The organism is Devosia enhydra (genome assembly GCF_900119845.1).
In the GTDB taxonomy this organism is placed as follows: domain Bacteria; phylum Pseudomonadota; class Alphaproteobacteria; order Rhizobiales; family Devosiaceae; genus FPKU01.
In genome coordinates this window covers 409,632-427,827 of record NZ_FPKU01000002.1, presented here as the reverse complement: position 1 = coordinate 427,827, position 18,196 = coordinate 409,632, and the positions used below count along the sequence as shown (strand labels likewise).

The window sequence follows — 18,196 nt, the reverse complement described above, 5'->3', positions numbered from 1 at the left end:
GCATAAATCCTCGTCTGGTTACACTGGGTTCGGCGTGGGCGGCGTGTCCGGCCCGTCCTCGCCATAGGGATCGGCGATCCCCAGACTGGCGAGTATTTCGGTTTCGAGGCCCTCCATTTCGAGGGCCTCCTCATCGTCGAGATGATCATAGCCCAAAATATGGAGAAAACCATGCACCACAAGATGGGTGAAGTGGTCATTGAACGAAATGCCGAGATCTGCGGCTTCCCGTTCGAGGGTTTCGCGGGCGAGGATCACGTCGCCCAGAAGCCCTGAAAGCGGCGCGAAGGGCTCGATCTGGGGAAAGGAAAGCACGTTGGTGGGCTTGTCCATGCCCCGCCAGTCGCGGTTGAGCTCCTGCTGCTCGGCATCGTTGGTCAGCACCACCGAAAGCTCGGATACCCCCGCGATCTCGGGCTCGGCATGGGTCAGCGCACGCCGGATCGCGGCCTCGGCCAGCGTCTCCAGCCCCTCGGGCCAGGCCTCGTCATTGCGGATGACGGCGATGTCGAGCGGCGCGCTCAGCGGGATTTGTCCTCTTTGGCCGTGGCGCCCTCATAAGCCCGCACGATGCGGGCCACAAGGGCGTGGCGCACCACATCCTTGTCCGAGAAGCGCGAAATATGCACGCCTTCGATGCCATCGAGCAGCCCGAGCGCTTCGACGAGGCCCGAGCGTTCCCCGCGCGGCAGGTCGACCTGGGTGGGGTCGCCCGTGACGATCATCTTGGAGTTCTCGCCCAGCCGGGTGAGGAACATCTTCATCTGCATCGAGGTGGTGTTCTGCGCCTCGTCGAGGATCACCACCGCATTGGCCAGCGTGCGCCCGCGCATGAAGGCGAGCGGCGCCACCTCGATGATGCCGGAGGTAATGCAGCGCTCCACCACTTCGGGCTTCATCATGTCGTAGAGCGCGTCATAGAGCGGGCGCAGATAGGGATCGACCTTGTCCTTCATGTCGCCGGGCAGGAAGCCGAGGCGTTCGCCTGCTTCCACCGCCGGTCGCGACAGGATAATGCGGTTGATGTCGCCGCGCTCGAGCAGCGATGCGGCGTGCGCGACTGCCAAGTACGTCTTGCCGGTGCCGGCGGGGCCGACGCCGAAAACCAGCTCGGCCCGCTCCATGGCGCGCATATAGGCGTCCTGCGCCGGGGTGCGGGCGACGATGGTGGCCTTGCGCGTGGCGATCTGGGCCATGCGGACTTTCCCCTTCTTTTCGAAGGTGGGCAGGGTCAGCTGGCTGTCCTCGCTCTGGACCATGCGGATGACCGCATCGACATCGCCGATCTCGGCGCTCTTGCCCTCTTCGAGCAGCGCATAGAGCGATTCGAGCACGCGCCGCCCCTGGTCGACCGAGGAGGCCGACCCCTTGAGCATGACATGATTGCCGCGCGGCGTGGCCGTCACCGCCAGCCGCTGCTCGATGAGCGCGAGATTCTGGTCGAATTCGCCGAAAAGCTGCGCGGCGAGCCGGTTGTCGTCGAAAGCGAGTTCAAGCTGGGATGAAAGGGCGTTGTCGGCGGTGGGGGCCAAATGCCTGCTCAAATGCTGAAGCTCCGAATGGCGTCGATCTCCGTCATGCAGGCCCGGTCGAACGGCCGGGCCGCTGGAGGCTGGAAACGCCCGACGCACGCGTCATGCGCTCCACCTCATGCAACGAGGCTAGCAGAACCCGGTTCCACGCGCGTGACAATCCTGCCCTTGAGCGAATTATTACCCACAGCGACGATTTCCACCGGCACGATCTGCCCGATGAGCCGCTCGGGCCCATCCATGTGCACCGCCTGCAGATAGGGCGAGCGCCCCCCGACCTGGCCGGGATTGCGGCCCTTCTTGTCGATGAGCACCGGCAGGGTGCGCGCCACGCAGCTTTGCGCGAACCGCGCCGTGCCGGCCGCGATCGCCGCATTGAGCCGGGCGAGGCGCTCGGCCTTGACCGGTTCGGGTACCTGATCGGTCATGCTGGCGCCCGGGGTGCCGGGGCGGGTGGAGTATTTGAAGGTGAAGGCCGAGGCATAGCCCACGGCCTCCACAAGCGCGAGCGTCGCCTCGAAATCTTCATCGGTCTCGCCGGGGAAGCCGACGATGAAATCGCCCGAGAGCGCCATGTCGGGCTTTGCCGCCCGGATGCGCTCGATGATGGCAAGATACTGGGCCGCCGTATGGCGCCGGTTCATGGCCTTGAGGATCGCGTCCGAACCCGACTGCACCGGCAGATGCAGATAGGGCATCAGCGCATCGAGGTCGCGATGGGCCGCGATCAGCCCGTCATCCATGTCGAGGGGGTGGCTCGTGGTGTAGCGGACGCGGCTGAGGCCGGGGATGTCGGCGAGGCGGAAGCAGAGCTCGCCCAGCCCCATCGGCCGGCCCGTGGCGTCGAGCCCGTGATAGGCGTTGACGTTCTGGCCCAGGAGCGTCACCTCGCGCACCCCGGCATCGGCGAGCCGCCGCGCTTCGGCGAGAACATCGGCCACCGGCCGGCTGGTTTCGGCGCCGCGCGTATAGGGCACGACGCAGAACGAGCAGAACTTGTCGCACCCCTCCTGCACCGTGAGGAAGGCGGTGAGCCCGCGCGCGATGGTCGCCTCGCGGCTTGCCGCCGGCAGGTGGCTGAACTTGTCCTCGGGCGGGAATTCGGTGTCCACCACCTTTTCCCCGCTTCGCGCCCGCGCCACGATCTCCGGCAGGCGATGATAGCTCTGCGGGCCCACCACGAGGTCGACGACCGGGGCCCGCCGCGCGATCTCGTCGCCTTCGGCCTGGGCCACGCAGCCGGTGACCCCCACCATCAGGTCTCCGCCCGCCTCACGACGCTCGGCGCGCATCTCGCGCAGGCGCCCCAGTTCGGAAAAGACCTTTTCCGAGGCCTTCTCGCGGATATGGCAGGTGTTGAGCAGCACGAGGTCGGCCTCGGCCATCTCCTTGGTTTCGACATAGCCCGAGGCGCCGAGCGCATCGGCCATGCGCTCGCTGTCATAGACATTCATCTGGCAGCCATAGGTCTTGATGAAGACCTTGCGGGCATTGGGGAGAGAAGCGTTCGTCATGGCCGCTCCTTACACCGGAACGCGCGGCGGCGCCATATGGGCCGCCTCAGCGTGTCAGTTCCGGGATCGGCAGGCCACGATTGAGTGCCACCAGCATGCGCCGCACGTCGGCCTCGGCCGCCCGGGTGATGGCCTTGCGATCCTCGCCCTCGGCCAGGGGGCGCGGCAGCCCGAAGGCCACCGTCACGTCGCGCACCCCGCCCGAGAGGATTTCGCGGATATTCTCGCGCGTCGTCTTGGAGCGGATCCAGGCGATGAGGCTGCGCTCGTTGCGCGACACCGGCAGGCCCTGCAGATGGGTATAGGCGATGGTGAGGGGCTGCACCGCCACATCCCTTGCGCCGGCCTCGATCATGGCGTGCTGGGCCGCCCCCACAAGGGCCGAGCGGAAGGGCAGTACATGCGTACCGATATCGGACTGGCCTTCGGCAAACAGCAGCACAGAGCCGCCATCGGCCATGCGCCGGCCCATCTCGCGGGTGGTGCGCCCGGCATCGGAGCGGCGCGTGCGGTCAACGAAGATGGTCTTTTGCAGCGAGGCCATGAAGCCCACGAAAGGCCAGCGCCCCACCTCCTGCTTGGCCACGAAGGAGACGTCGGCGACCGAGCCGATGGCGATGATGTCGGTCCACGAGATATGGTTGGCGGTGATCAGCGTCGGCTTGCCGGCATTGGGCTGCCCGATGACCCTGACCCGGAGGCCGAGGAAAATCGCGCCCAGCCGGTGGAACAGCCGGGGCAGGATGTGCCAGCCCGGCAGGTTGAGCCGGGTGATAAGGAACTGGATGGGCAGCGCCACGATCATGAAGGGGACCATGACGAGGACGAAAAAGAGGACGCGGAAGATCATTCCTCGCTCCCGCTGCGCCGCGGCCCGCCGGTGAGCGGTACGGCATAGAGTTCGAGCCTGTGGTCGACGAGCCGGTAGCCCAGCTTGCGCGCGATCACCTCCTGGATGGCCTCGATCTCCTCATTGCGGAACTCGATGACCTTGCCCGAGCGGATATCGATCAGGTGGTCATGGTGCTCGTCGGGGATGGGCTCGAAGCGGGCCCGGCCGTCCTTGAAGTCGTGCTTGGTGACGAGCCCGGCTTCCTCGAAGAGGTTCATGGTGCGATAGACCGTGGAGAGGGAGATGCGGGGGTCGATGGCCGCGGCGCGCCGGTAGAGCTCTTCGACATCGGGATGATCGATCGCCTGTTCGATGACCTGTGCGATCACCCGGCGCTGGTCGGTCATGCGCATGCCGCGCGCCGCGCATTGTTCCTCGAGCGAGGCGATGGCCGGTGGCTTTTCCGTCATGGCCCGCCCCTTTCGCAGTCCCCGTGAGGAGTCGGGTTAGCCAAGATCGCGTCCCATGACAAGAGCGGTGGCCGCGCCGCCCTCCGCCCTCGGGTAATAGCCGGTGCGCCGCCCGAGCTCGGCAAAGCCGAACTTGCGATAAAGCGCGATGGCGGCGGGGTTGTCGGCCGCCACTTCGAGAAAAAGCCGGCGGGCGGGGCTGTGCATCAGGTCGGCCAGCAGCGCGCGCATCAGCGCCTCGCCCACCCCCTTGCCGCGCCAGCGCTTTGCCACCGCGATCGAGATCAGTTCCGCCTCGTCGGCCGCGAGCCTGAGGGTGGCGAAGCCGGCGATGCGGCGGCGCGCGTCGCAGGCGATGAAGGTCGGCGTGTCGCGCCCGTCGATGAAGCCGATGAAGTCTTCGGCCGGCCAGCCGCGATAGAAGCCCTCGGCATGGATGGCGGCGATGGCCTCGGCATCCTGGGGCTCTGCCATCTCGACATGCAGCCCGCGCGGGCCCAGCCACATCCTGTCCATCACGAAACCGCGGCGCTGCCGGGCAGCCGGGCGATGCGCGCCTTCTCCTGCGGCTTGGCATCGGCGCCGCGCAGATAGAGCGGCTCGGGCGGGAAGGCTACGGGGTCGGCATCGGCCACAAAGCGCGCCAGGGCCGAGATATCGCAGAACGGGGTCTCGCGCACCGGCTCGTGAGGGCCGACCAGCGCGCGGGCGTCCGTCATCGGCAGCAGGGCGGGGCCATCGGCAGCGACGCCCGGGGCGGAAAACCGCTGGCGATAGGCTTCGTCCCGCCGCGCATCGATGAGCACGGTGAAGGGCCCGGCCTCAGGGCCGGAAAGGGACATGGCGATGAGGGTGGGAATGCCGAGCACCGGCACGCCCAGTCCCAGCCCAAGCCCGCGCGCCGCCGAAAGCCCGATGCGCAGCCCGGTGAACGAGCCCGGCCCGCTGGTCACCCCGATGCGGCCAAGATCGCGCAAGGCGAGGCCGTTGCTGGCCAGAAGGTCCGCAACCGCCGGCAGGATGCGCTCGGCATGGCCCTTGGCCAGGTCCTCTACGAGGGCATCGGCGATCGCCGTGCCGGCCGTCGTTGCGCCATAAACGGCCAGCTGCAGGCGCGGGCCCGAAGTATCTATGGCAAGGGTCAGAGGAGGCAGTGTGACGCTCATAAAGCGTCACATAAAGGCTTTGCCGAAAAAGGGGAAACCACTTTTCCGCAACGGGCCGGCAGAGCCCGGCCGGTCAGATCTGCTGCACGGCCTCGACGCCGGGCACGAAGTGCCGGAGGAGGTTCTCGATGCCGCTCTTGAGCGTGGCGGTCGAGGAGGGGCAGCCCGAACAGGCTCCCTGCATGTGCAGGAAGACCGTGCCGTCGCGGAAGCCCTTGAAGGTGATGTCCCCGCCATCCATGGCCACGGCCGGGCGCACGCGGGTGGCGAGCAGCTCCTTGATCACCTCGACGGTTTCCTTGTCGTCCTCGGCGAAGAACTCGCCCTCCTCGGCATCGTGCTGCACCGAGGAATCGGCCAGAACCGGGCGGCCGGAGAGGAAATGATCCATGATCGCGCCGAGCACGGCCGGCTTGATATGGCCCCACTCGCTCGAATCCTTGGTCACCGAGATGAAGTCCGATCCCAGGAACACGCCGGTAACGCCGCCGATCTCGAACAATGCCTCGGCGAGCGGAGAGGCGCTGGCCGCCTCCATGTCGCGGAAATCGCGCGGCTCGCCCACGAGCACCTCGCGACCGGGCAGGAACTTGAGCGTTGCCGGATTGGGCGTGGCTTCGGTCTGGATGAACATCGGCGCGGAACTTTCGTTTGGAACGGTTCTAAATTAATGTTCCGCGGCGCCGGACGCAAGGGGTTGCGGGCGATCAGGTCAGCGCGGCGATCTGTTCGTCGGTCAAGGCGCCCGGCACGATGGTGATCAGCAGCGGCAGGGCCTTGGCGCCGCTTCGGGTGGCAAAGGCCGAAACTAGCGGGCCCGGCCCTTCATTGGAGGCCGATGCAGCCAGGACGAGAATGGCGATGCTGGAATCGGCGGCGATCACCTTCTCGATCTCCTCGACCGGCCGGCCCTCGCGGATGACCGTCTCGGTTCGCACCCCGCCGATCTCGTTGATGCGCGCGATGCGCTGGTCGAGCAGCGTCTCGGCAGCCTCGCGCGCTTCGGCCCGCATCACCTCCTCGACCCCGAGGAACTGGGTGAAATCCTCGCTCTCGATCACCGAGAGCAGCACCACCGTGCCGCCCGTGCGCTTGACGCGGCCGGCCGCGAAGGTCACGGCGCGATCGCATTCCTCGGTATCGTCGATGACCACGAGGAATTTGCGCTTGTAGTCCCGCACCGGCTCGGGAGGCACGGGGGCTTGATCCGTTTCACTCATCCTCGGCACTCCTGATTTGCGGGAAAGCCGGAGCCTGCCATTGCCGGCCCGGACTGTCCAGTTGCGGCCCGCCGACCGGCTGACGCTGCCTCTAGCGTACGAAGCCGACGATCCTGCGGACCTCATCCATGATCGGGGCGGCGATGGCGCGGGCCCGCGCCCCGCCGTCGCGCAGCACACCGTCGATGGTTTCGGGGTCATCGAGCAGCTCGCGCATCCTCGTGCTCATCGGCGAGAGCACCGAGACGGCGAGATCGGCCAGCGCTGGCTTGAACACACCCCAGCCCTTGCCGCCGAATTCGGCCAGCACCTCGGGCTTGCTCCTGTCCGAGAGCGCCGCATAGATGCCTACGAGATTGTCGGCCTCGGGCCGGCCGGCAAGGCCCTCGACCGTCTCGGGCAGTTCGGCCGGGTCGGTGGTGGCGCGGCGGATCTTCTTGGCGATGGCGTCGGCATCGTCGAGCAGCGAGATGCGCGACTGGTCGGAGGGGTCCGACTTGCTCATCTTCTTGGTCCCGTCCCGCAGGCTCATGATGCGCGTGGCGGGCCCGGCGATCAGCGGGTCGGTCATGGGGAAGAATTCGCCCGTGTCCCCGCCCAGTCCCAGCGCCTTGATGGTCTGGGCATAATCATTGTTGAACTTGGCGGCGATGTCGCGGGTGAGTTCCAGATGCTGCTTCTGGTCGTCGCCCACCGGCACCTGGGTGGCCTTGTAGAGCAGGATGTCGGCGGCCATCAGGGAGGGATAGGCCAGAAGCCCCAGCGAGACATTCTCGCTGTTCTTGCCGGCCTTGTCCTTGAACTGCGTCATGCGGTTCATCCAGCCGATGCGGGCGATGCAGTTGAACACCCAGGCGAGCTCGGCATGCTCGGCCACCTGCGACTGGTTGAAGATGATCGAGCGCTTGGGGTCGATGCCGGCGGCGATGAAGGCGGCGGCCACCTCGCGGGTGGCGCGGCGCAGCGCCTCGGGCTCCTGCCAGACCGTGATGGCGTGCATGTCGACGACGCAATAGAGCGTCTCGTGGGTGTCCTGCAGCGGCACGAAGCGCCGGATGGCGCCCAGATAATTGCCCAGGTGCAGATCGCCCGAGGGCTGGATGCCGGAAAAGACGCGCGGGGTGAAAGCCATGGGTCGAGCCAGATCGCTGTGAGCAAGGGTTGCGCGCTGTTAGCAGGCTTGGTGCCGGCCCGACAAGCCTCGGCACCCGGGCCGGGCCTCTCAGCCGCTCCGCTTGAGCCGGCGCAGCAGCGCCCCCAGCCGCATCGCGCCGCTCCAGTGCACCGCGCCGAAATAGACGAGAAAGCCGATGGCGCAGAGCCCGGCCAGCGCCAGCGCCTGGAGGACGAACGATCCGCCGGGCGTGAACACCGGCGCAATGGTCAGCAGCAGGCCCCAGAGCAGCCCCGCCATAACGAGCGCCGAGAGGAGGATCAGGCCCAGCCTTCGGGCTTCGGCCATGGGCATGAGGAAATGCCCGCGCCGCGCGAGGAACAGCGCCAGGAGCCCGGTATTGGCCCAGGCCGAAACGGTCGTCGCAATCGCGATGCCGACATGGGAAAGGCTTGGAAAGAGCAGCAGCGACAAAGCGATGTTGAGCACCACCGACAGGCCGGCGAAAACCGTGGGCGTGCGCGTGTCCTCGCGGGCAAAGAACCCCGGTTGCAGCACGCGTATGAGCACGAAGGCCGGCAGGCCCCAGGCAAACGCAACAAGGGCGCGCGCCGTCTCGGTGCTCGCCTCGGGGGTAAAGGCGCCGCGCTCGAACAGCACCCGCACGATGGGTTCGGCCAGCGCCACGAGTGCGGCGGCGGCCGGCAGCGACAGGAGCATGGCGATCAGCAGCGACTGGCTCTGCAACCCGTGCGCTTCCTCCATCCGCTTGCCCTTGAGCGCCTTGGAAAGCTCGGGCAGGAGCACCGTGCCGATGGCGATGCCGATGATGCCGAGCGGCAGCTGGTAGAGCCGGTCGGCATAATAGAGGTACGAGATCGCCCCCGCCGCCCCCGAGGCGATGATGGTGCCCACGAAGATATTGATCTGCGTGATGCCCCCGGTGAGGATCGCCGGCACCGCCAGCGCCCAGAAGCGGCGCACCTCGGGGTCGAGCCGGGGCAGGGCGAAGCGCGGCAGCATGCCGGCCCGCCGCACTGCCTCCCACACCGCATAAAGCTGCACGAAGCCGGCGGCGAGCGTCGCGATCGCCACCCACACAGCCGCCTCCGACCCTTGGACGGCGAGGATGATCAGCGGGATCATCGCGACGATCGAGACGATATTGAGCAGCACGGGGGCGAAGGCGGCAGCGAAATAGCGCCCCAGGCTGTTCAGAATCGCGCCATAGGCCGCCATCAGGCTCATGCAGGCGAGATAGGGAAAGAGGATGCGGGTGAGCAGAACCGTCAGCTCGTATTTGTCCCGATCATCGAGAAAGCCCGGTACAAAGGGCTGCAGCAGCACCGGCATGAAGATTTCGGCAAGGATCGTCACCACCACCAGCGCGGCGGTGAGCCAGGCCATGATGTGCGACGCCAGCGCCTTCGCGTGATCGGCGCCACCGGTTTCGAGCGCACCCGAAAACATCGGCACGAAGGCGGTATTGAACGCGCCCTCGGCAAAGAGCCGGCGGAAGAGATTGGGGAAGCGGAAGGCGGCGTAGAACGCGTCCGCCGCAAGCCCCGTGCCCAGCACCGCCGCCATCATCGCGTCGCGCACGAAGCCGAAGACGCGGCTCAGCAGCGTCAGCCCCCCCACCGAGAGGATGTTGCGGTAAAGGCTCATGGCCGGCCGACACGCCGGCGCAGGTCGAGCGTTGCCCTGATGAGACCCTCATCCTGAGGTGCGCGTCCGGGCCAAGCCCGGACACGCCTCGAAGGACGAGGGTCGGGCTGTCCGAGATCACCCATTGGCCTTGCCGCCTCCGTCGCGGCTCGCGCCGAACACGGCCATCAGCGCATCGCGGATGCGGCGCTGGCGCGGCTTGGAGATGATCTTCTGCCCCGTGAGGTCGGTGACGTAAAAGACGTCGACCGCCTTTTCGCCATAGGTGCCGATATGGGCAGAACCGATGGTGAGGTTGAGATCGGAGATGGCGCGGGTGAGGAGGTGCAGCAGCCCCGTGCGATCGAGGCCCGAGACCTCGATGACGGTGAATTTTTCCGAGAGCGCGTTAGAGACATGCACTTCGGCCGGCAGGGTGAACGGCTTGAGCCGCCGGTCGCGCCGGCTCTCCTTGCCCAGGTCGATGAGGATGTTGCGCTTGCCCTCGAGCAGCTGCTCCACCGTCTTGATGATGCGGGTGGCGCGCACCTTTTCGTCCTCGTCCGAGGTGAAGGCACGCCGCAGGCGGAAGGTGTCGACCGCGTGCCCGTCGCGCGTATTGAAGATCTGCGCCCCGATGATCGAGGCCTCGCACATCGTGCAGGCGCCCGCGATCAGCGAGAGCAGCCGCGGATGGTCGGGTGTATAGAACGAGACTTCCGTGATGCTCTCGAAGGCCTTGACACGGATCGAGCCGGCAAAGGCCTCGCCCGCTCTGTCCGCCTGCCGGATCATGCGGGCGTGTTCGATCTGCAGTTCGGGCTCGGCGCGCAGCCAGTAATGGTCGTAGTGGCGCTCGATATAGGCGTCGAGCTCGTCTTCGGGCCAGCCCTGCCCGCCATCCGAGAGCGCGGCGCGCAGGGCGGTGCGGGCCTCCTCGATGCGGTCCGACTGGGTCACCTGCGAATGCCCGCCCGAGAGCAGCGGCTCGGTGGCAAAATAGAGCGCCCGCAGGAGTGAGCCCTTCCAGCCCGTCCACACCCCGGGCCCCACGGCGCGGATGTCGCAGGCGGTGAGGATCATCAGCAGCGCCAGCCGCTGCGGGCTCTGCACCACATCGGCGAAGGCCTTGGCGGTCTCGGGGTCCTGCAGGTCGCGGCTCTGGGCCACCTGGCTCATCACGAGGTGATGTTCGACGAGCCAGGCCACCGTCTCGGTCTCTGCCGCTGAGAGCCCCAGCCTCTGGCAGAACTTGCGGGCGATGCGCGCGCCCACCAGCGAATGGTCCTCGAGCCGGCCCTTGGCGATGTCGTGGAGGAAAAGCGCGATATAGAGCAGGCGCGTGTCGTTGAGCTGGGGCAGGAGCTCGTGGGTCAGGGGCAGTTCGGTCCTGAGCCCGCCATTGGCGATCTCGGCCATCACGCCCACGGCGCGGATCAGGTGCTCGTCCACCGTATAGTGGTGGTACATGTTGAACTGCATGAGCGCGACGATCTTGCCGAAATCGGGCACGAACTTGCCCAGCACCCCGCTCTCGTTCATCGCCCGCAGGATGCGCTCCACCGAGGCCGGCGCGGTGAGGATCGCGAGGAAATAGCCATTGGCGCGCGCATTGTTGCGCAGGTCCCCGTCGATCAGGCGCAGCGAGCGGCGCACTGCCTTGACCAGTTCGGGATGCAGCAGCAGCTGCTCGCGCCCGGCCACGAGAAACAGCTTGATGAGGTTCGTCGGATCCTTTTCGAAGGCGCTGGGGCTCGCGATGTTGAGCCGGCCGGTATCGACGATGAAGTCGGGCTCGCCCTTGATCTTGACCTGGCCGCGCCGGAAGGGCGCGAGCACGCGGCCCACGAGGTCCATGTCCTTGGCATGGGCGAATTCGAGGCTGGTGCAGAAGATGCGGGTCAGGTCCCCCACATCCTTGGCCACGAGGAAATAGCGCTTCATGAAGCGCTCCACCCCCAGCATCCCGAGCCTTTGGGTATAGCCCATGGCTTCGGCGAGCTCGGGCTGGATATCGAAGGTCAGCTTCTCCTCGGCCCGGCCGGTGAGATAGTGCATGTGGCAGCGCACCGCCCACAGAAAGTCCTCGGCCCGCTGGAAGAGCCGGTATTCGGCCGCCGAGAACACGCTTTTCTCGATGAGCTCGTGGCTCGTGCGCACCTGATAGAAATATTTGCCGATCCAGAACAGCGTGTTGAGGTCGCGCAGGCCGCCCTTGCCGTCCTTGATGTTGGGCTCCACCACATAGCGGGTATTGCCCATCTGCTTGTGGCGCTCGTCGCGCTCGGCCATCTTGGCGGCGATGAATTCGGGGCCCGTGCGGGGCACGATCTCGCTGGCAAAGCGGCGGGTCAGCTCCTCGAAAAGTGCGGTATCCCCCGTGAGGAACCGGGCCTCGAGGGTCGCGGTGCGCACCGTCATGTCGGCCTTGGCCATGCGCAGGCACTCATCCACCGAGCGCACCGCATGGCCCACCTTCTGGCCGAGGTCCCAGAGCATGTAGAGCACATATTCGGTGATCTGCTCGCCCCAGGGGGTCTGCTTGTAGGGCAGGATGAAGAGCAGGTCGATGTCCGAACCCGGCGCCAGCGTGCCGCGTCCATACCCGCCCACGGCGGCCAGCGCGATGGTCTCGGCGCCCGAAGGGTTGTCGAGCCGGTAGACATGGCGCGTGGCGAAGAGGTGAATGGCGCGGACGATCTCGTCCTCGGCCTGGGCGAGGGTCTCGGCGCAGCGCGTGCCCCGCCGCGTGGCGATGAGGTCGGCCCGCGCGCCCGCCCGCGCATCGGCGAGGGTGCGGCGCAGCACCGCGAGCGCCACGGCGCGGCCCTCGGTGGAATTGGCCTTAGCCTCGGCCAGTTCGCCCAGGATGATCGACAAAATGGCGTCGGCCCGCATGGGCGCGAAGGCCGGCCGGGCCTGAGGGGGCGCGTCGGCGTCGGCTTTGGTGCGGATGTCAGCGTCGGCTGGCGGCATCACGGGCTTTTTTCAGGTCGTAGAGGGCGTCGAGCGCCTGGCGCGGCGACATTTCGTCAGGCCTCAGGCTGTCGAGCAGGGTCTGCACCATATCGGTGCGCGGCTCGGGCGGCGGCGGCTGATGGGCGAACAGCGGCAGATCGTCTAGCACGGCGCCGCTTCCGCCGGAAGAGCGTCGCTCGAGCGTGGTGAGCACAAGCCGGGCGCGCTTGAGCACCCGGTCCGGCATGCCGGCGAGCCGCGCCACCTGGATCCCGTAGGACCGGTCGGCCGCGCCGCCCTTGACCTCGTGCAGGAACACCACGTCGCCTTCCCATTCCCGCACCGCCATCGTGTGGTTGGAGACCCTCGCAAGGGTGCGGGCAAGGCTGGTCATCTCATGGAAATGGGTCGCGAACAGGGCGCGGCAGCCGGTCTCGTCATGCAGTGCCTCGGCGCAGGCCCAGGCGATCGAGAGCCCGTCGAAGGTGGCGGTGCCGCGGCCGATCTCGTCGAGCACGACCAGCGAGCGGGCGGTGGCGCGGTTGAGGATGGCGGCCGTCTCGACCATCTCGACCATGAAGGTCGAGCGGCCATGGGCGATGTCGTCCGACGCGCCGACGCGGGAAAACACCCGGTCCACCACCCCGATATGGGCCCGTGCGGCGGGCACGAAGCTGCCCGTCTGCGCGAGGATGGCGATCACCGCATTCTGGCGCAGGAAGGTCGATTTACCGCCCATGTTGGGGCCGGTCACGAGCCAGAGCGCACCCTCCGAGAGATCGCAGTCATTGGCCACGAAGGTGCGGTTCTCCGCTCCCAGCATGGCTTCGACCACGGGGTGCCGGCCCCCTTCGATGGCGAAGGCGAGGCTGTCGTCGATCTCCGGGCGGCAATAGCCGCGCGCGGCGGAAAGATGGGCAAGGCCCGCCGCCACGTCGAGTGCGGCAAGCCCGTCGGCCACCCCGCGCAGCGCCCCGGTCTCCATGAGCACCGCCTCGCGCAGGCGGGCAAAGATCGCCATCTCGAGCCCGAGGGCCGCTTCGTGGGCCCGCGCGATGCGCCCCTCGAGCTCGCTGAGCTCGGCGGTGGTGAAGCGCATGGCGTTGGCCATGGTCTGGCGATGAAGGAACCGGTCGGGAAAATCTCCCTCCAGCAAGGTGCGGCCATGGCTGGCGGGCACCTCGACATAATAGCCCAGAACCCCGTTATGGCGGATCTTGAGGGCCTTGACCCCCGTCATCTCGATGAGCCGCGCCTGGAGCGCCGCAACCACCGCCCGGGTCTCGCTCGCGAGCGCCCGCTCGCCATCGAGCGCCCCGTCATACCCTTCGGCCACGAAGCCGCCCTCGCGCGCGAGCAGCGGCGGATTGTCGCCAATGGCGAGAAGGAGCTCGGCGCCCAGCGCCTCGGGCGCCGCCGCCAGATGCTCGGCGATCGCGGAGAGATCGGCCGGCAGCCGCGCCTCTCCCGAAAGCGCCGCTCCCAGATCGCGAGCCGCGCGGATCGCCGATCCGATGGCAAAGAGATCGCGCGGGCCGCCCCGTTCGAGCGACAGCCGCGTCAGGGGCCGCATCAGATCGGGCGCCGCGCGCAGCCCCTGCCGGATGGCGCGGGTCAGCGCCGGCGTCTCGAGGAGACGCGCCACCGCATCGAGCCGTGCGTTGATCGCCCTCGCATCGGTCAGGGGCGCCACCAGCCGCCGCGCCAGGAGCCGCGAGCCCGCCGGGGTGCAGCAGGCATCGATTTCCGCCAGCAGCGAGCCCTTCGGCTGGCCGCGCTGGGTCTCCACCAGTTCGAGCGAGTAGCGGGTGGCCGCATCGATCGCCATATGGCTCGAGACCCGCTCCTGGGTCGGCGGCCTCAGGGCCGGGGCCGCGCCCTTCTGGGTCTCGGCGACATAGGCAACGAGTGCCCCGAGCGCCGCCCGCGCGGCGCGCGAAAAGGCAGTGGGGTCCACCGATCCGTCGGCGAAGGCGGATTTCAGCGTTTCGGCGCCCTGGCTCGAATCGAAGGCTTCGGGCGGCCGCAGCACCATATGGGCCACCGCCCGCCCGAGCCCCAGCGCCCGCAGCGCCTCGGCAGCGGCTTCGCTCAGCAGCAATTCGGCCGGCGCAATGCGCGAGAGCTCGTCGCCCAGCGCGGCGGCGGTAATGTCCATCACCATCATCTCGCCGGTCGAGATATCGGCCCATGCGAGCGCGAAATCGGCCTCGCCATGGCGCAGCATGGCCAGGGCAGCGAGGTGGTTGGGCCCGCGCTGGGGCAGCAATTCGTCCTCGGTCAGCGTGCCGGGCGTCACGAGGCGCACCACGTCGCGCTTGACCACCGACTTGCTGCCGCGCTTCCTCGCTTCGGCGGGGTCCTCGACCTGTTCGCAGATGGCGACGCGGTGCCCCAGCCGGATAAGCGTGTTGAGGTAGTCGTTGGCCGCGTGGATCGGCACCCCGCACATCGGGATGTCGGCGCCGCGGTGCTTGCCGCGCTTGGTCAGCACGATCCCGAGCGCGCCGCTGGCGATTTCGGCGTCCTCGAAGAACAGCTCGTAGAAATCGCCCATCCGGTAAAACAGCAGATAGCCGGGATTGATCGCCTTGATCTCGAGGAACTGCGCCATCATCGGGGTGATGGTGCTGGTATCCTCGTCGTCGGGCCGGGCTGGGGAGAGCGCCTGGTGCATGCCATTCCACTGTAAACAGGGGCGCGAACTTAAGGGCTTTGCCCGGCCGTGCCAACCGCCTCGCGCAAAGGCTTCACCGCTTTGCGGGGACGGCAAAACCGGCTATTGGCCGCAGGACACCATCACTGGGGACGGCAATGGCGGTTTTCACCGAACGGTTTGGCGAACATGAGGGCCAGCGGGTCGACCGTTTCCGCCTCGTCAGCGACAAGGGCGCCGAGGTCGAGATCATATCCTATGGCGCCGCCGTCACGGGCTGGCGTGTGCCCGTCGCCGGCGCCATGCGCCCGGTCGTTCTCGGATTTCCCGATCTTGCCGCCTATGTCCAGAGCCCGGCGCATATGGGGGCCGTGGTCGGCCGCGTCGCCAACCGCATCGCCGATGCGCGCTTTTCCCTCGATGGCCAGACCTATGTCCTGCCGGCCACCAAGGGCGGCTATTGCCTGCATGGCGGGCCCCGGGGCTTTGCCCATCGCGTCTGGCAGGGCGAGCCCGACACCAAGGGCACTGCGGTGCGGCTCTCGCTCCGCTCGGATGATGGCGACATGGGCTTTCCCGGCACTGTCGAGATTGTCGCCACCTGGCGGCTCGAAGGGCATCGGTTGAGCCTTGCCCTCGATGCCACGGCCGACCGCCGGACCCCGCTGAGCCTTGTGCAGCATCTCTACTTCAACCTCGGCACCGGCCCCGACGTGCTCGATCACCGCTTGAAGATCGCGGCGTCGGCCTTCACGCCCAACAGCGATGCGCTGATGCCCACCGGTGCCATCCTGCCGGTCTCGGGCAGCAAATGGGATTTCCGGCAGCCGCGCAGCATGCGCGACCCGGGTGGCGCCCCCGTCGCCTATGATGGCAATCTGGTGCTCGATGCCGGTCGCGCCATCGATGCGCCCGTCGTCGAGGCCACTCCGCCCGAGGGCGATCTCGTCATGAGGCTCTGGACCGACCGGCCGGGCGTGCAGCTTTACAATTCGCCCTTCGTCACCCACGGCTTTGCCGGCCATGACGGGCGCCGCTACGGCCCTTTCAGCGGCTTCTGTCTCGAGGACCAGAGTTTCCCCGACGCCCTCTCGCATCCGCATTTCCCCTCGATCCTGCATGGGCCCGACCGGCCCTACAGTCATCGCTGCGCCTTCGAGATCGCACCGGTCTCCTGAGCGTTTCGGGTTCGCCGCCCTGAAACGCGACACGCTCCATGCGTTTCAGAGCCGGTCGATGGGGTCCATCAGCGTATGGATCCGGTCGGCCCCGAGCCGCGCGAGCTTCAAGAGCAGCGCCTTGCGCCGGGCGCTGGCCAGCGGGGCGTGCGGGGCCTGCCGCACGATCGCCGCATCATGCCCGTCGGCCACGATCAGCCCTTCCTCGGCCGGAAAGATGTCGGGGTCGAGTTCGGGCGGCTTGGCAAAGAAGAACCGGTCGCAGAAGTCCTTGTATTCGGGCCATTTCCGGTCGACGCGGAAATCGGTGAGGCTCGACTTGATCTCGACGATCCAGACCTCCCCGCCCGGTCCAACGCCCAGCACATCGGCCCGCCGTCCATTGCGCAAGGGTACCTCGGCGTAGCAGCAGAAATCATGGGCCTGCCGCAAGAGCCGCATCACCCCGCGCTGCACCCGGAGCGCCGTGGCGCTCTGGCGCAGGTCGACGATCGGCGGCAGCCCCTCCATCAGGGAAGTGCCGGCCGGGCCGTGCGACGTCCGAGCGCCCCGGCAGAGATAAAGCTCAGCACCACCAGCGGCAGCCCGATCCCGAAGCTCCAGCGGATGCCGAAATGCTCGGCGACAAAGCCCAGGAGCGGCGGGCCGACGAGGAAGGCGACAAAGGAAATCTGCGCCAAGGCCGCCACATTGACCGCTGCCGGCCGGTCGGTGCGCTGCGCCGCCGCCGACATGGCGAGCGGGAAGATGGCGCTCGACCCCACGCCCAGAAGCGCAAAGCCGAGAAGCGCTATGCCCGGATGGGGGGCAAAGAACACGATCAGCGTCCCGAGCCCCAGGATGGTCAGCAGCGTCCGGGCCACTCCGGCGGGGGAGAATTTCTCGACAAAGCCATCGACAAAGAACCGCGTCACCGCCTGCGCGCCGGCCCCGGTCGCCACCGCGATGCCGGCAATGAAGGGCGCGGCCGAAAATTCATTGGTCATGTAGATCGCCGACCAGTCGATGCCCGCCCCTTCGAGGATCATCGCCGAGAGCGTCACCACCACGAGCACGAGAATGGGCAGCGATGGGGCGGCAAAGCGCGGGCCCGCCTCGGTGCTGCCACCGCTGCGATGGGGTGCCGGATCGAACCGCCCCAGGATCACCGCAACGCCGAGCGCGATCACCGGCACCATGGCCAGCATCTGGGTCTGCGGCGAGATGCCGGCCTGCGCCACCGTTGCGCCCACGAGCCCGGAGGAGAAGAAGCCGAAGCTCCAGAAGGCATGCGAGCGGTTCATGATCCGCCGCCCGATCTGGTGCTCCACCCGGTCGGCTTCGAGATTGACGATGATTTCGATCGCCCCGATCAGCAGCCCCACCGGCAGGAGCAGCAGGAAGAAGGCGAGGGGACCGGGCGCGAAGGTGGCGAGCGCATAGCCGAGCGACAGAAGCGGGATCATCCCGAGGATGGCCCGGCGATAGCCGATGCGGTCGAGCAGCGGGCCGCCAAAGGTCAGGGACACCAGCGTTCCGGCTGCCGTGCCGATCAGCGCCAGCCCCAGCTCGCTCTCGGAGGCGCCCATCTGCGCCTTGAGTTCGGGCAGGCGCGGAAAGAGGCTCCCCATGCAGAACGAATACATGAAGAAGGCGCCATAGACGCGCATCTGCGGCGGCAGCGAGAGGCCGAATCTCATGGAGGAAACCTTGAACGGGAAGGCCGTAACGATACCCCAAAACGTTTCGGCGCGTCCAGATGGGCGTGCTCGCGATGGCCGGGCAAAAGCCGCGCAGCCGCCGCGCCAACCGACCCGGCTGCGCGGCGATGGGCAGGGCGCTCCATGTGATTTCAGCGATTTCGATCCCGTCCATCGAAAGCCCCGATTGACGGGCAAAACTTTGCCCTTACACATGCGCCATGATCAAA

General features: G+C 67.5%; 17 protein-coding genes. 2 read left to right on the top strand and 15 right to left on the bottom strand.

Annotated features, from left to right (window positions below):
• Positions 1 to 18: 18 nt before the first annotated feature.
• The 13 genes from ybeY to mutS form a co-directional block, all read right to left on the bottom strand.
• Positions 19 to 525 (bottom strand): rRNA maturation RNase YbeY, encoded by a 507-nt coding sequence (gene ybeY / locus BT183_RS11175; protein WP_072342834.1) that lies wholly within the window; start codon positions 523 to 525, stop codon positions 19 to 21.
• The gene (locus tag BT183_RS11170; protein WP_072342832.1) at positions 522 to 1,544 is read right to left on the bottom strand and encodes a PhoH family protein; all 1,023 of its coding nucleotides are present in this window, start codon (positions 1,542 to 1,544) and stop codon (positions 522 to 524) included. The genes ybeY and BT183_RS11170 overlap by 4 nt, the downstream gene beginning before the upstream one ends.
• A 104-nt stretch (positions 1,545 to 1,648) precedes the next feature.
• Entirely contained in the window at positions 1,649 to 3,046 is a 1,398-nt protein-coding gene (gene miaB, locus BT183_RS11165; RefSeq protein WP_072342829.1) for a tRNA (N6-isopentenyl adenosine(37)-C2)-methylthiotransferase MiaB, read from the bottom strand.
• 46 nt (positions 3,047 to 3,092) lie between these two features.
• Positions 3,093 to 3,896 carry a lysophospholipid acyltransferase family protein gene (locus tag BT183_RS11160; protein WP_072342828.1) on the bottom strand — a complete coding sequence of 268 codons (804 nt, stop codon included), beginning with the start codon at positions 3,894 to 3,896 and terminating at the stop codon, positions 3,093 to 3,095.
• The gene (locus BT183_RS11155; RefSeq protein ID WP_072342825.1) at positions 3,893 to 4,348 is read right to left on the bottom strand and encodes a Fur family transcriptional regulator; all 456 of its coding nucleotides are present in this window, start codon (positions 4,346 to 4,348) and stop codon (positions 3,893 to 3,895) included. Before BT183_RS11155 ends, BT183_RS11160 begins: the two co-directional genes overlap by 4 nt.
• Positions 4,349 to 4,384: 36 nt before the next feature.
• Positions 4,385 to 4,864, bottom strand: coding sequence for a ribosomal protein S18-alanine N-acetyltransferase (gene rimI / locus BT183_RS11150; protein WP_072342822.1), 480 nt, complete (start codon positions 4,862 to 4,864; stop codon positions 4,385 to 4,387).
• Complete coding sequence (gene tsaB, locus BT183_RS11145) at positions 4,864 to 5,514, bottom strand: tRNA (adenosine(37)-N6)-threonylcarbamoyltransferase complex dimerization subunit type 1 TsaB (protein ID WP_072342820.1); 651 nt, start codon at positions 5,512 to 5,514, stop codon at positions 4,864 to 4,866. Before tsaB ends, rimI begins: the two co-directional genes overlap by 1 nt.
• Before the next feature lie 73 nt (positions 5,515 to 5,587).
• On the bottom strand, positions 5,588 to 6,148 hold the full coding sequence (locus tag BT183_RS11140) for a NifU family protein (protein WP_072342817.1): 561 nt from the start codon (positions 6,146 to 6,148) through the stop codon (positions 5,588 to 5,590).
• A gap of 73 nt (positions 6,149 to 6,221) precedes the next feature.
• Positions 6,222 to 6,734: a universal stress protein gene (locus tag BT183_RS11135; protein WP_072342814.1), complete on the bottom strand. Its 513-nt coding sequence runs from the start codon at positions 6,732 to 6,734 to the stop codon at positions 6,222 to 6,224.
• Between the two features lie 91 nt (positions 6,735 to 6,825).
• Positions 6,826 to 7,866: a tryptophan--tRNA ligase gene (gene trpS / locus BT183_RS11130; RefSeq protein ID WP_072342811.1), complete on the bottom strand. Its 1,041-nt coding sequence runs from the start codon at positions 7,864 to 7,866 to the stop codon at positions 6,826 to 6,828.
• A gap of 90 nt (positions 7,867 to 7,956) precedes the next feature.
• Positions 7,957 to 9,516 carry a murein biosynthesis integral membrane protein MurJ gene (murJ, locus tag BT183_RS11125; RefSeq protein WP_072342808.1) on the bottom strand — a complete coding sequence of 520 codons (1,560 nt, stop codon included), beginning with the start codon at positions 9,514 to 9,516 and terminating at the stop codon, positions 7,957 to 7,959.
• A gap of 117 nt (positions 9,517 to 9,633) precedes the next feature.
• Positions 9,634 to 12,471 (bottom strand): [protein-PII] uridylyltransferase, encoded by a 2,838-nt coding sequence (locus BT183_RS11120; protein ID WP_244545312.1) that lies wholly within the window; start codon positions 12,469 to 12,471, stop codon positions 9,634 to 9,636.
• Positions 12,452 to 15,130 (bottom strand): DNA mismatch repair protein MutS, encoded by a 2,679-nt coding sequence (mutS, locus tag BT183_RS11115; RefSeq protein ID WP_072342806.1) that lies wholly within the window; start codon positions 15,128 to 15,130, stop codon positions 12,452 to 12,454. Before mutS ends, BT183_RS11120 begins: the two co-directional genes overlap by 20 nt.
• 137 nt (positions 15,131 to 15,267) lie before the next feature.
• Between mutS and BT183_RS11110 the strand changes: the two genes are divergently transcribed.
• Complete coding sequence (locus BT183_RS11110; RefSeq protein WP_072342803.1) at positions 15,268 to 16,287, top strand: aldose epimerase family protein; 1,020 nt, start codon at positions 15,268 to 15,270, stop codon at positions 16,285 to 16,287.
• Between the two features lie 45 nt (positions 16,288 to 16,332).
• Here BT183_RS11110 and BT183_RS11105 read toward each other — a convergent pair whose 3' ends face one another.
• Positions 16,333 to 16,797: an MmcB family DNA repair protein gene (locus BT183_RS11105; protein WP_072342800.1), complete on the bottom strand. Its 465-nt coding sequence runs from the start codon at positions 16,795 to 16,797 to the stop codon at positions 16,333 to 16,335.
• Positions 16,797 to 17,966: an MFS transporter gene (locus BT183_RS11100; protein WP_072342797.1), complete on the bottom strand. Its 1,170-nt coding sequence runs from the start codon at positions 17,964 to 17,966 to the stop codon at positions 16,797 to 16,799. The genes BT183_RS11105 and BT183_RS11100 overlap by 1 nt, the downstream gene beginning before the upstream one ends.
• A gap of 59 nt (positions 17,967 to 18,025) precedes the next feature.
• On the opposite strand from BT183_RS11100, the gene BT183_RS21165 reads away from it, so the two are divergent.
• Entirely contained in the window at positions 18,026 to 18,157 is a 132-nt protein-coding gene (locus tag BT183_RS21165; protein WP_280173929.1) for a hypothetical protein, read from the top strand.
• Positions 18,158 to 18,196: the final 39 nt, after the last annotated feature.